This is a genomic window from Paenibacillus eucommiae (assembly GCF_017874215.1).
In the GTDB taxonomy this organism is placed as follows: Bacteria; Bacillota; Bacilli; order Paenibacillales; family NBRC-103111; genus Paenibacillus_AI; species Paenibacillus_AI eucommiae.
Genome location: NZ_JAGGLB010000001.1, coordinates 190,323 through 204,589 on the forward strand (window position 1 = coordinate 190,323; position 14,267 = coordinate 204,589).

Consider the following 14,267-nt stretch of genomic DNA (forward strand, 5'->3'; position numbering starts at 1 on the left):
GTCGTCTCCACCAACTTACTTTAACGATGAAAAATATCGTTAAGTGGAACACACGCGAAAAAAATGGCCAATGCCAGCAATCGACATTGACCATTCGGAAAAATACCCTTTTACCCTTCATACAAGCTAATAAATCAGATCAGTCTACTCTGATGATTTGAGCATCATCCATATATACAACTTCCTGACCTGTGAAGCCGCTCAGATCCATCCCTATCCTGATTTTGCTAACTGGCGTCCCGTTTATATTTGCCGGAATATGCGTATTCAAAATCAGCTTAAACCAGCTGCCACCACTGTCTACGGATGTTGCAAAGCCGCTTTTGGGTGTATCCAGCACGTTACCCTCCGCATCCATGAGGTTGATAAAGAGCTGTGCTGCTCCATTCGTCTGTACCTCTTGCGGAAAATACACATACGCCGATAATTCATGTTGTCCATGCTGGGTCATCGGCATTTCCTGAACTAACCAGCCCTGAACGGTTCCAACAGCTTTCAGGCTGGAATTACCGCTTCTTGCCTGCTCATTGCTGCGCAGTATTGTCGCATTCCAATACATCCATGGCACAGCATCTTCTCTGCCTGCAAAGCCGATTTCAAACGAGGGATTCAAGTTTAATGGTGCCTGCGCATCCGCTGCCACGACCACATTCGAGCTGTCCATCGAAGCCCCATTGTTGTAGGAAACCCCATACACAACACTTTGTTGGACAGTTGCCGCAGCAACAGCCGGCACGGTTAAGGTCGCGGTTTTCGTTGTTGCATCCCAGTTGACCGCATTAGGATGCACTTCCTGCGCAGCTGCCCCATTGACGAACGGCTGCACTTTAAAGTCCGCTGCAGTCGGTATAGCCATAGGAGCATGACTCAGCTTCGCATAAATCACACCATTCTCAGCTGTCACCTCTGAGAGTGAAGCTTCCCCCGCCTCACTTACTTTGATAAGCTGAGCATCATCGATATACACGACCTCCTGACCAGCGAAACCGCTCAGACTTACACCGATTCTGACTTTATTTACCGGTGTTCTATTGATAGCTGCCGGAATGTCAGTATTCAAGCTCAGCCGCACCCAACTGCCGTTGCTATCCGTGTAAATTGCGGTCCCGCTTTTTGGAGTATCCAGCACATTGCCGTCAGCATCCATCAGATTGATAAAGAGCTGTGCCGCACCATTCGTCTGCACCCCTTGCGGAAAATACACATACGCCGATAATTCATGCTGTCCATGCTGGGTCATTGCCATTTCCTGAACTAACCAGCCCTCGACGGTTCCAACAGCTTTCGTGCTGGAATTCCCGCTTTTGGCCTGCTCATTGCTGCGCATAATTGTCGCATTCCAATACATCCACGGCACAGCATCTTCTCTGCCTGCATAGCCGATTTCAAACGAGGGATTAAAGTTTAATGGCGCCTGCGCATCCGCTGCCACGACCACATTCGAGCTATCCATGGAAGTCCCATTGTTGTAAGAAACCCCATACACAATACTCTGTTGGACAGTTGCCACAGCAACAGCCGGCACGGTTAATGTCGCCGTTTGCGTTGCTGCATCCCAAGTGACCGCATTAGGGTGCACTTCCTGCGCAGCTACCCCATTGACGAGCGGCTTCACCGTAAAATCTGCCACTGTCGGAATCACAGCAGGCTCATGACTCAACTTGGCATGAATCATACCATTCTCTGCCGTCACTGCGCTGAGCACGGCCTCATCAGCGCTCCATTCGCGCAGTGTAAAATCATCTACAAACACCGATCCTGTCCCCACATCCTTATAAACAACAATGGTCGCATGGGAGAATTGAGCAGGTGCTGTAAACCTGATCACATATTTTTTGTAGGCATCCGAATCAACCGCAACACGGTCTCCCTTCAGCCCAATGCCTGGAACATCCCAATAGTTGATGCCGACCAAGTTTAATTCCGTGCCCGTACGTTTGCCATAAAACGAAATTTCATAGGTTTTGCCTGCCTCTATAAATACCGTCTGCTCCCGGCTGCTCGTACTTACCTTTAGCGCTTTGGTGCCGCTATGCGCTTCATCGGTCAGCTCCGCCCGCGTATCCGGCCAATCAAACCAACCGTTCATCCCATCCTCAAATCCGGGATTTCTGACCCCTGTTCCATAGGATGCCGATAACACATTGTTCATAAATTCCCGAATCCTCAAAGATGAGGAGGACATGGCGAGGTCATCGACTCTCGCTTGAACTGCATCCCCAGGATGGGCAGCTATCCATCTGGCCATCAACCAGAGCTCATCGTTGGACATCACATTCCAATTAATGGGGGCCACTGCGATTTCCAGGGCAACATTAGCGGCAATTTGGTCAAAAATCCGGAAGCGCTCCTCCATCAGCTCCAGCCGCTGCACATAATTATCCAATAGCGTCATAGCTTCCGCCACATTCCCTGGGGCAGTCACTTCTTCGTTATATTTGGGATAGCTTAAATAAGACGCTTCGTAAAAGCTAAACAATTGCAGTAAATCCTCAGCCCGTTTCCTTTGCTTCGGCGTCCCCGCCTTGTCTACAACGGATTCAAGAAGCCTTCGGCTTTCAGTGATATCAGCGGCAGAGACGTCTTTTAAATAGGTGGGCACATACAATGGCATAAAATTAGCTCGTGGCAGGCTGTACCTCCAAGTCGTATACCAGCTGCTTGCCAGCACATCTTCTTCCCAGAATTCCTGCCAAATTTGATAATAAGCTCGCAGGTCCGATTTCGCCGCTGATCCAACTGCCCGCTCATACCATTCATCCAGCAGCGCGTCTTCGTCCTGGAACGGATTCCACTGCAGCTTGGCAGAAAGCCAAGGCTTGGGACCCTCCCCAAAGTTCGGGTACAATTCACTATAATAGGCTGCGGCTCCGCTTTCCGCTGCATAGCGGTAATTATCGGCCATCACATGAAAGTAGGTTCTTGGCATCAGATAAGGCGAGCCGTATAAATATTCATAAAAAGCTATCGTTGCTCCGGTGTGCTCCCATGCTTCTGTCAGCGAATGTCCGGCATTACGCAAATCCGGGTCCACCCAGGACAAGCGCTCATCCGTAATGTAGACGACTACGCGGGGATCAATTTGAATACCGGATGGCGGGTCATACACATTGTAATAAGCATAGGTTCCCAAAAGTTTATCCGGATGCTCCGCAAACACCCCTTCTGCCACTTCATTGACCCACGTAAAAAAGATGTTGGACATATCCACCATGCCGATGGAATTCAGCTTATTCGGATAATTAGGATGCGACGGATTGGCTTCACAAAAGTTAGTTGTATCATTTATACCAATGGAATAGGATTTCTCATCCGGGTTCGCTTCGAAATAAGCGTTGATATTTTGGATCGCCTCCTCTACAATACCTTCCGCTGTAAAACACGGCTGCCAGCCATGATCAAGCTCCAAATCCGCTCCTTGCGGATAAAATTGCGGGTGCGTATCTTTGTATATTTTCGGCGGAAATAAATTGAAAAAATTATGGGCAAACTGCACTTCACCGTGCATTCGATTGTTTCTTTTCCATGCTTCATGAGCCCAGTTGCCCAAATTCTCGAATGCCCGGGAAAAAAATGCCGGCTCCTGGCGTACCTGATCATTTGCAGGTATGGCCAGACTCGTATGTACGGGAACATCCTCCCAGTCATCCCCTGGCATCAGCCAACGAACTCCCACATAACGCTCCAGAAATTCATTGACGCCAAATTCTGTCCCCCACGAGGTCGGTCCGGCAATCGTAATGCCCCCGCCTACTTGTTGAATCACAAAACCATCGTTATCCATCCCATCCAGCAGCTCCGCCTGCTCCTGGACAGTCAGGCCTTCTTTGCCCACATAAATTTGTGTTTTCGCCTGATCATGCCCCTCACCGTTGTTTTGGTCAGCTACCTCACCCTTGCCAGCGTAATCATATCCTGGATTCACTTTGATGAGCTGAACATCATCGATATACACAGCTTCTTGAGCTGCAAAGCCATTTAGATCAACCCCAATTCTAATTTTACGAACGGGCCTTCCATCTATAGCTGCCGGAATATCGGTGCTCAAATTTAGTTTTACCCAACTGCCATTGCTGTCTGAGGATAGGACGGATCCGCTCACCGGGGTACCCAGTACAGCATCATCCGTACCCAAGAGATTTATAAACAGCCTGGCACTGCCGTTCGTCTGCATCCCCTGCGGAAAATAAAGGTACGCCGATAAATCGTGTTGGCCATACTGTGTCATCGCAATTTCCTGCACTAGCCAGCCTTGAGCGCTTCCAGTGGCTTTTAGGCTGAAGCTGCCGCTTCTTACTTGCTCATTGCTGCGCTTCATAGCTGCACTCCAATACATCCAGGGCGCGGTCTCTCCAACACCCGCATAACCAATTTCAAACGATCCGTTTAAATTCAATGGCGCCTGTGCATCTGCTGCAATAATTACATTGTGGCTGTGCATCGCAGCGCCCTGTCGATATCGGATGGCGTAAGAAACACTCTGCTGGATGGTAGCAGGTTCAACAGCAGGCACCGCTAGTATAGCTGTAAGGTTTGCCGCATCCCACACTACGGAGCTGGGGCGTGCGATCGAAGCTTTGACACCATCTGCAATCGGCTGAACAGTGAAATCTTCTTTTACCGGTACCGTGTCAGGCTCATTGGCAAATTGAATTTGAACGCTGCCATTTTCCGCTATCACATTATCTGCGTAGGTGACATCGACAACAAGCGGCAGCTCAACTCCGGTAGACTTTTTTACATATTGAATCAATTTAAGCGCTGCATCTCTGGTCTGATTGTCCGCTTCTATAGAGATGACGACAGTAGCTGCAGGATTACCGTTGTTCACAATTTGTAGCGCCTCTTCACCTTCGCCAGGCCTTGTTGTTGGCACAGGCGTGTTTGTTGGTGTGACCGTCGGTGTTGATGTTGATGTCGGCGTTAATGTCGGCGCGGGGGTATAAACAACGTTGCCAGAATCGCCAGGGGGCGTGGTAGACGACGTACTCCGATTATCTTCTGTCACCAGCTGCGAAGCAATAGTCGCCGAAACCCTGTCACCAAACTTAGCTTTCACAGGCCATTTGCTCAGAATGACACCGCTCACATTCAGATTCGCGAGTTCAATCGCCCCTTCATCCGACACAGTTGCCGGTGCATCGAAATTCATGATGCGAACGACTGTGTTTTTTCCCAGCTTAAATTTAGCTCCCTTCGTGTGATTGCGTACTTGTTCAAATACTCCGCTAAGCGTTACATCCTGCCCTTCCGAATTGTCCGTCATGTTCACATCAACTTCGTTAAATCCGCTGCTGCCGCTGGCAAGCTCCTCTTCCTCCAGAATCCCTCCAGAGAGCATGATCGTTTGCGGTATTTCTGTTGCTCCTGAGACAGCTACACGAATCTGGGAATTCCACTTATTTATGATCAAGGGACCCTGCAGCTTCGAATTACGCAGCTTGATACTGTCTTTGCCGCCCCCCATTACATACGTGCTGCCTTTCACCGTAACCCCATCCAAAATCAGGTTCCCTTCTCCTACACCTTGGGTCACGAATAAATTACCAGATATAACAACATCCTGCAGCTTAACGCCATCGGTGTTTACAAGCATATTCTTGGCTGCATTACTACTGAACGTTCCGGGCTCGTTAATAAGCGTTCCCATTAAGTTATCGATTAACTGGACAATTTCTGCTCTGGTGATTTTACCTTTTGGGGCAAATTGTTGATTTCCCCGCCCCTGTACATAACCTCCCGCATACAAAGCGGACACAGCTTCAAGCGCATAAGAGGAAATTAGGTTGTAATCCGTAAGGCCCACAGCTTCTGCCTTCCCCTGATTGCTAAGAGCTATCTTAAAAGCTCTGACTGCTATAACTGCCGCATCCTCTCGGGATATTTGTGCTTCAGGCTCAAACCTTCCACCGCCTACACCTTCGATAATGCCTGCCTGATACAGGTTCGAAACAGCATCGGAGTACCAGGCATCTGCTCTCACATCCACAAATGACTGGCCCGGAGAATGTTGTGCAAATTGAAAAATTTGATCCATCCACATAACAAATTCAGCTCTTGTAGCTAATTGCTCCGGGCGAAACTCATTATTTCCATAACCTTGAATAAGACCCTGATAAATCCATTTGCTCATAACAGGCTTCGCCCAATGTCCGGCCAGATCGGACTTTTCTAGTTCAGGACCACTTCCTAATACAGTCGAACTAAAAGGCAGCACAGCCGTGATCACGATACATAGTGACATCACAAGTGACAAAACGCGCTTGAATCCCTGCTTCATTCTATATTCATCTCCCTCTCATTTATGGCCTACTACACCTTAATCATATGAATTATTGCTGTTGGGGACAATTGTCAAAGCTGTCCTTTGTTTGTCCTTTTGTCGCCAATGATGCTTAGAAAATAACATATTAACCAGTAATAAGAAAAATGCTTGGGGACATCTTTGAGGTGCGTGTTCGTGACATGGATGCTTTGGGCAGGGAATGGCTGCAGAAGTGCGACAAACCTTTACATGCGGACGCTACCGCCGCTCTTTCACACGCAATCCACACCCGTTTCCTCCTTCCAGCTACATTCACATGAACACCAAGCTCAAACGGGCAGCCAGCATGAAGAACTGCTACATTTAGCGATGTTTTCATCGTTAAATGTACAAGGTCGTCTCCACAACCTTACTTTAACAATGAAAAACATCGTTAAAACTTCTTTTAGCTACCCAAAATGGCCATCCGGCCGGTTTTAACGATGAATTCATCATTAAAGTACCTGATTGACCTGGAACACTTGCTTTAACGATGAAAAACATCGTTAAGTGGAGTACACGCTCATTCTGCGGAGGACTAACTGCTACTAAGCTGCTACTAGGCGCTACTAGGCGCTACTATCGCTACTCTCGTTCTTCCTCCGCATACCTTCCCTCTCAGCTTCAAAGTGCCGAACCTGCCACGTTCATATCAAATCTGCTATGGTACTGGGGCTGGGTGCTCAGATCATGACGGAGCCCTTCCCAAAGCAGCTTACGGACATGAGATGCGCTATTTGTGACAATTAACGTCTTTTTGGGATCGTTACGGACATCAGATCCCTTATTCGCCTTGGCTAGTGGGTTTTAGACTTCTTTTGATCTAAATAGCGGCTCTGGTGTCCGTAAGCTTCCTTAAACAGGGGATTTGCCACAAATAACGGCTCTCATGTCCGTAAGGATTTGCAAAGCAAAAAAAACCAACCATAGATAGTTGGGGATGGTCTGGGGTGTCTGGGGTTAAATGGGTTTAGCTGGGTTTAGCTGGGTTTATATACTATTCACTCCATTCACGGCTTTCAAGGCTTTGGCCGAAATTGGTTAGGAGAGATGCCTGCCCATCTCCTGAACTGCCGTGAAAAGTGACTGCTGGAAGCAAAGCCTAACTCCCTGGAAATAGCATCTACCGTTAGCTCACTGCTGAGCAGCAGTTGTTTGGCCTGGTTTAGCTTGAGCTGGCTCAAATATTGGCGTGGAGACCTGCCGTACACCTTGGTGAAAATTTTATGGCAGTGGCTGCGGCTCAAACTTTGTTCTTTGGCAATTTGAGCAATAGCGCCCTTGGCGCAAACTGTGCTTTGAAGTCTGGACTCAATGGCATGGGCAATATCTATTTGGAGGGTAGATCCGAACAGAGATGCTGCTTCATCTTCCTCGGCTCTGGAGGTCAGAAATGAAACGACCTCTTGAATAATTAAGAGAATATGGCCTTGTAGAAATAGCTTCTCCATCTTTTTCAAGTGAATAAATTGATAGTCGTTGATCCATTGACGATTGCCAGGATCGATCAGTCCCTGCTGCAGCAGGCCTTCAAGCTCTTTTAAATACGCCGGAAGCCGGGTTTGACGCACACCTTCATAGTCCATATGCTGGTAGGAGGAATTGGTGAGTAAATTACGCAGCTCCAGATCATCTATATTGAAATGGATATTAAAATAAGCGTGCGGCTCCGAAGAATCGTTATGTGACAAATGTTTGATTCCAGGCTTTATCAGGACTAATTCTCCTGTACGCACTTTGATTTTCTGCTCATCCACGATTTGCGTGAAAGTGCCTTCCCAACAATACAGAATTTCAAATAAATGATGATGGTGTCTCGGGTATAACCAGCCCGCCGGTTTGACTCCAAAGTGGCAGCCTGCAATCTGCAGCGTATGGGTCATATCTGAAAAATGAAACTCGACATGCACCAGCGTCCCTCCTCTCTACCGAAACCGAAAAAAAGAGGCCAAATATTGTACAAGCTACAATGTCTGACCTCTTATGTTGTTCAAAAGAGAAGCATTATGCAAGATCAATCATCATCAGCTTTTGTTCATATACTTGAGTGAATCCAGCCTCCACTAAAGCTTCAACAGCAAACGTGCTCGACAAAGATAAATTATCCGTAGCGCGTACAAAAGACAGATTAAAGGGTTCAAATGCTCTGGCGAGTGCGAACCGCACTACTTCATCCGCATCTTCCCGCTGTGGATTTGCTTCACAGTGACTGATGGTAATGGAAGATACAGAGCCGTCATCGTTGTAGCTGCGTCTTAGCAGTACGTAGGCTGCCGCTTCACCTTTGCTATCGTAAACGAGGATCGACTCCCCTCCGTTCCAATTGAACCATTGCGTCATCCAGGCCGCCTTGTCCCTGTAGAAGGAAAGACCGCTTACCTCATTCGGCTTACCTGTATGATAGGAATATGGAGTGCTGCTTTTCCGGCGGAAGGGCACCTCTGCAAAAGCTCCCTCGTGACGCATTCCGGTCAAGCCATCTACTGACTCAAAGCCTCCGCTTTCATAAGCTGCTATAGCTCCGACATTCTTGCTTACCACTTCCAGTGTAGCTATATGAGCACCTTCCTCACGCAGCTTATGTACCATTTCCTTCATTAATGCCTTGGCAATTCCCATGCCGCGAAACTCGGGTGACACTCCAGTTCCGCCGTTCCAGGCCGTCTTGATTCCATTCACTTCCTTAATACCCGTCAGAACGAAACCGGCAGGCTTTCCTTCTACAAATGCTGCAACAGATAACCCGGGGTGAATGCTGGCATTTCCCAAATGGGAAATAATTCCGGGCATTGATTGCGTCATGTCGGAATAATAGCCTTGAAATCCATTGTTCCATAATTCCAGAGTTTCATTAAAAGTGCACTCACTAAGTGATTTAATTTGTACCTGCGGTCTTTCCATTTCCGATTTGCCTCCTAGTTCTTTGTCATTAATTATGATTTTAACTCATTTTCGCGTCATAAAACATAGCTGATTTAAAAAGTGCAAATTAAAAGATCAAAGAGACAAATACCTTCTATACTTACAAGGGATATAATGAAGAATAAAAATAATGAAAGGAATGACTTGAATGATCAAATGCGGTGTTAGTGAACAGATCATCACGCCTCCCTTGGGTAACTCGATCCCGGGATATTTTGAAGACAGAAAATCTACAGGTATCAAAGACGAGCTGTTCGCCAAATCGCTTGTCATCGAATCAGAGGGAGTGACGCTTGCTTTTATTGCAATGGACTGCATTGATTTGGATAGCGACATCGTGAAGCGGATTCGGGACCGGGTTCATCAATTTTCCGCCATTCCTCAATCCTCTATTATGATTTCAGCATCTCACACCCACACCGGGCCTCCCGTACAAAGTGGCTTTATTGATAGTCGCGATGAACATTATCTTTCTTTCATGGTGCAAAAAGCAGCTGATGCAGCAATTCTCGCTTTCAACAGCCGCCGCGAGGCAAAAATCGGCTTCGGATCGGGAGAAGAAAGCAGCATCGCCTTTAATCGCCGTTTTTTCTTGAAGGATGGCAGCTTTGCAACGAATCCAGGCATACTTAACCCGCTCATTGATCGCGCGGCAGGTCCGATTGACCCTGAGGTTGCGGTCATCCGGATCGATGACATAGAAGGAAATCCGCTAGGCGTAGTAACGAATTATGCCTGCCATACAGATGCTGTTGGGGGTACAGAATACAGCGCTGACTATCCTGGCAAGCTTGCAGCCGAATTAAAGCGACTGTTAGGGGGACAGACAGCCAGCTTGTTCCTTATGGGCGCTTCAGGGAACATCAATCACATTGATGTCAGCGGCCGCTTCCCCAGAGTCCCCAACCATTACCTTACGATGGGCAAAATCCTTGCCGGGGAAGTCGTGAAGGTACGTGAAGCTATTATTCCTTCTGAGCATGTGATACCCTTGGCAGTTAAACAAACCTTTTTCTCCGTGGCGCACAGGAAGCCTTCCGAACAAGATGTTCAAGCAGCCCATGAGCTTTTAGAAGCTGGAACAGAATCATTGACGGAGCAGCTTTTTGCCCAGAAGGCTCTCGAGGTGGTAGCCAGCGAAGAAAACCACTCCGAGGTTGAGCTTCAAGTATTCAGGATCGGTGAGCTTGCAGTAGTCGGCCTGCCTTGTGAGCTGTTTGTTGAATTCGGACTTGAAATTAAACAAAAATCACCATTTAAATATACCATTATCAATGAGTTATGCAACGGCTCTGCTACCGGCTACATATCTACCCGTGAGGCTTACGAACAGGGCGGATACGAGCCACGAATAACGGCGCGCAGCAAGCTTGCTGTGGAAACCGGCGAACAATTCGTCCAGTTTGCTTTGAAGGCGCTGCATGAGCTGATTTAACTTGATTACACGGGTACATGGAAATACAAACGGCAAAGGGCTGGATTTGCCCTTTGCCGTTTGCCATTTCCCGCTGTTAAAGTCTTGTTCGATATAAAAAAATAAGTGAAAGCTGCACTAAGCAGCCCTCACCTACGAGTAAGCGTTTCCAATCAGATCAGAACAAGGAAACTTCCTTATCCTTGCTTCTCAACATCAATCGTTGTACGTTCTTTTTGGGAAGAGCCTTCATTACTGTCTAGCAATTCCTTGGTACCTTTTTTAAATTCGCTGAGCGTTTTTCCGACTGCTCGTCCTAGCTCAGGCAGCTTGGATGGCCCAAACAACACGATAGCCAAAATAGCTATTAGCAGAAAACCAGAAAGACCAATATTTCCTAGCATAGTATCAGCTCCTTTTTCTTCATTCTAACTGCTGGGCTTCATAATTGCAAACCATTTTGTCAATAGTTTTTGTAAAGAAAGTGGCAAATGCCTTGCCTAGCTGCAGAAAGCCCGTATATACGAACTTTCTGCATGATAATTCTACTATTTCTTGCTATTTCACCTTACATTACTTATACGCTGATCGTAGCCCGGGCTTCAAACGACTTATTAGCTGCAAGTGTAACCGCCAACGTCTGGAGACCCTCAGCATAGCTGCTTAAGATTGGAGCCTGAGAACCTGAAATTACGGCTTCAATAAAGGCTTTTGATTGTTCAAAATAGGCTTCTACCTTCGTCGTTTCAGTTATATTCTGTGTACTGTCAATGATTGTAAGCGTGTGACCATTGTTGCTGAGATGAAGGAAAAAATCAGGACCAAATACTTTGATATCTGACGCCGAATAGTGAGGTGAAAGACAGGATTCGGTAATATTGCCGACAGCCCCGCTTTCCATAGTAAAGGTAATCGCACCTGCATCATAGATCGTTACATCCGGATTCAGCTTCTCGAAGGAGACTCTTCCGAATTTAGCTTCAACCTCACTGAACTCACCGGAAATATAGCGGATCATATCGATCTGATGGGTAACCGCATCGACCAAATGCCCGCCTGAAGTTTCGAGGCGATTCCACCATCTTGCTGGATGGGCTCCACCGAAACGGAATGCTTGGATGAGATGTACCGAGCGTCCTGCCAAATACGCTTTCGCTTTTTGTACGGTGTCCAGATAACGCAGGCAGTAACCAACGGATTGAATGACTCCCGCTTCACGAATGGTTTGCTCCTTTTTGCGGACTACGTCCACATCCAGACCTAGCGGTTTCTCCACAAACAAATGGATGCCCCGGCCAGCTGCGACTTCCTCCAGATCTTCTCTCGCAAATTGCGGCGTACAAATAAATACAGCATCAATGCGGCTTGGATCCAGCACTTGATCCGCTGTCGCAACAACCTCTGCACCCGTCTTGGCAGCAACTGCAGCTGCATTTTCCCCGTTCACATCAAAGACACTGACAATCTTCACGTCGTTAATTCTCAGCAAGCTATCAATGTGCAATTGGGCAATACCGCCTACCCCGATAAATCCGATTTTCACTGTCATTTCTATTCCACAATCCTTTCAAATTCTCGATTAAATTAGGTTGTTCACTTGCATTAAACAAATTAATCCAGGTTTTGTCAAGTGTTTTATTTTCAATGCCTTAAATTACCTAAAATTTCCAATTATACTTTGTATGTAAAGAAGTGTTGAACGTATACGATCCATGGAAGTTTTTATAATTTGCAGCCGTTTTCTGCAGGTTCTGAACAGCCGTATTCCGCTGTTTCCTGTTTGTTCTGCTCGAATGCCTTCCAGTTCATCAACAACAAATAAAAAAAGCCCGTATCGGTAATCGAAACGGACCATAAGCATTTTCATTTAACCCATTGCACGGAACCAAGAGCAGATTTTCCCACCGCTTTGTCCGGCTCCTGTTCCTGAAATGTAATCAATAAGCTTTGAATAAAAAACGAGCCGGGAAGAGGATTGCCCGCTTCATCTCTCAATTGCTTGAAAGGAACATCGATAGTATTCCATCCCTGGGTAAGGCTGACGTTGTATGCCCATCTCCGTTCTCCTGCGACCGCAGTCCGGTAAATTGCCTTACAAACCCAATCCCCTTCGGTCGCAGCATAGAAACGAAAGCTCAGTCCCATATGCTCTGGACTTGACTGCCACTTCGGATCTACACATTTGAAAGTCGTCCAGTGATATAAGCCTTGAAAATCGGGTAAAGCTACCCCTCTTCCCCCTTGCGGATCCGGTACAAAATCATAACGAAACTCTGCATCTATCGGCTCCGTCCACATGATCGGACAGTACCAACCGTCATTCCCTTCTTGAAAATCCGCTAACACATCACTGGAAACGTCATCTGCCTGCTGCATCCCGAGTTGTTGAGGCAGTGCCCTGAGTGGCAACCCGCTTATTTTCATACCGTTTGGATAAATAGCATCCGCATATATGTAGAGTGCTGTTTGCGGATTGACAACCGGCACCCTTAGTTCATGTATCCCGTCACTTGTTCCGCTTGACAGCGGGGCTACATTCCAATAACGGCTTGGCGGTGGAACCTCCGAATAATCTGCCCACGACCAACATAAACGGTAGGATGGATTACCTTCAGCATTAGCATCTGCAACTGCATCTGCAACTGCATCTGGAATCACCCTTGCATATAATCCATTGCCTTCTCTAACCTCCAGCTGAATTTCAGGAAGCCTTGGCCATTCCTTTACTTTTCCTCTCAAATGATGATCCATCCAGGCATTCAAAGTAACTTCTGTCCATTCATCCAAATGGTGGTTCTGGTTAACAGATGTGGTCAAGCTCCATGTCACCTGATTGATTCGCACCAGGGCTTCCTCCACCGCATCCATCCAACCCCAGTCATCATTCGTTGCAGCAATCATCAACAACGGCGACTGCTGCTTGGCGGCCACCTGAATACCATCGAGCCATTGCTCCCCGGCAAACCGTTCTTTTGCAGTATGGGGGACACTTGCATTACCATAGCTGCGATCCGTGCGAAAATGTCCACCACATCCATAAATCGGAGCAACGGCACGGAGCCCGCTTTCATATCTGTTCAAGAGCCATGTAATAGCTCCTCCCCAAGATATTCCGTAGGCACCAATATGATCGGATTGAATTTCCGCTTGCTGTTTCATCCATTTAACAATCGTTTTGGCTACTACCACCCTAGTCAGCATCATCAACTGCATTGGCGATAAGCCATCAGTGATTAACTTGTCCGGCAACCCTCCCAAGGTCGACACTTGAGTTCTGTCTCCCCAGGGGCCGGTCCAATCATAGGAAACAGATGCATATCCACGTTTCACCCAATGTTTGACATGCTTCACATCTGCCGTTTGGCCCCCTCCATGAATATGCAAGACGGCAGGGACTCTCTCCGTATTTATGGGAGTTCCATATATGACGAATATTTGAATGGGTTCACCTAACAATACCGTATTTACATACAGTTTTCTTATGCTGTGCTCTACGGTTTCTTCCATTTCCAACAGTTCCATATCCCACTTCATCGTCTTGTCCATTGATGTAAGTGCTTTTGTAAAATCCATGTTCATCGACATCACCTCTTGGAATTTTCATCAAACAAATTTCATCAAACAATT

The 14,267-nt window shown here is 47.1% G+C and carries 7 protein-coding genes; 1 reads left to right on the forward strand and 6 read right to left on the reverse strand.

Annotation, left to right across the window (positions count from 1 at the left end; genetic code table 11):
* Positions 1-139 precede the first annotated feature (139 nt).
* From J2Z66_RS00665 to J2Z66_RS00675, 3 genes are all read right to left on the reverse strand, one after another.
* Positions 140-6,280, reverse strand: a complete 6,141-nt coding sequence (locus tag J2Z66_RS00665) for a DUF4838 domain-containing protein (RefSeq protein WP_209968577.1) — start codon at positions 6,278-6,280, stop codon at positions 140-142.
* A gap of 1,043 nt (positions 6,281-7,323) precedes the next feature.
* Positions 7,324-8,214, reverse strand: a complete 891-nt coding sequence (locus tag J2Z66_RS00670; protein WP_209968579.1) for an AraC family transcriptional regulator — start codon at positions 8,212-8,214, stop codon at positions 7,324-7,326.
* A 94-nt stretch (positions 8,215-8,308) separates the two neighbouring features.
* Positions 8,309-9,205: a GNAT family N-acetyltransferase gene (locus J2Z66_RS00675; protein WP_209968581.1), complete on the reverse strand. Its 897-nt coding sequence runs from the start codon at positions 9,203-9,205 to the stop codon at positions 8,309-8,311.
* A gap of 169 nt (positions 9,206-9,374) precedes the next feature.
* On the opposite strand from J2Z66_RS00675, the gene J2Z66_RS00680 reads away from it, so the two are divergent.
* Positions 9,375-10,661 carry a neutral/alkaline non-lysosomal ceramidase N-terminal domain-containing protein gene (locus tag J2Z66_RS00680; protein ID WP_209968584.1) on the forward strand — a complete coding sequence of 429 codons (1,287 nt, stop codon included), beginning with the start codon at positions 9,375-9,377 and terminating at the stop codon, positions 10,659-10,661.
* 176 nt (positions 10,662-10,837) lie between these two features.
* Here the strand turns inward: J2Z66_RS00680 and J2Z66_RS00685 are convergent, their stop codons facing one another.
* From J2Z66_RS00685 to J2Z66_RS00695, 3 genes are all read right to left on the reverse strand, one after another.
* Positions 10,838-11,044: a twin-arginine translocase TatA/TatE family subunit gene (locus J2Z66_RS00685; protein ID WP_209968587.1), complete on the reverse strand. Its 207-nt coding sequence runs from the start codon at positions 11,042-11,044 to the stop codon at positions 10,838-10,840.
* 173 nt (positions 11,045-11,217) lie between these two features.
* The gene (locus J2Z66_RS00690; protein ID WP_209968590.1) at positions 11,218-12,189 is read right to left on the reverse strand and encodes a Gfo/Idh/MocA family protein; all 972 of its coding nucleotides are present in this window, start codon (positions 12,187-12,189) and stop codon (positions 11,218-11,220) included.
* Between the two features lie 314 nt (positions 12,190-12,503).
* Complete coding sequence (locus J2Z66_RS00695) at positions 12,504-14,219, reverse strand: alpha/beta hydrolase family protein (RefSeq protein ID WP_209968594.1); 1,716 nt, start codon at positions 14,217-14,219, stop codon at positions 12,504-12,506.
* Positions 14,220-14,267: the final 48 nt, after the last annotated feature.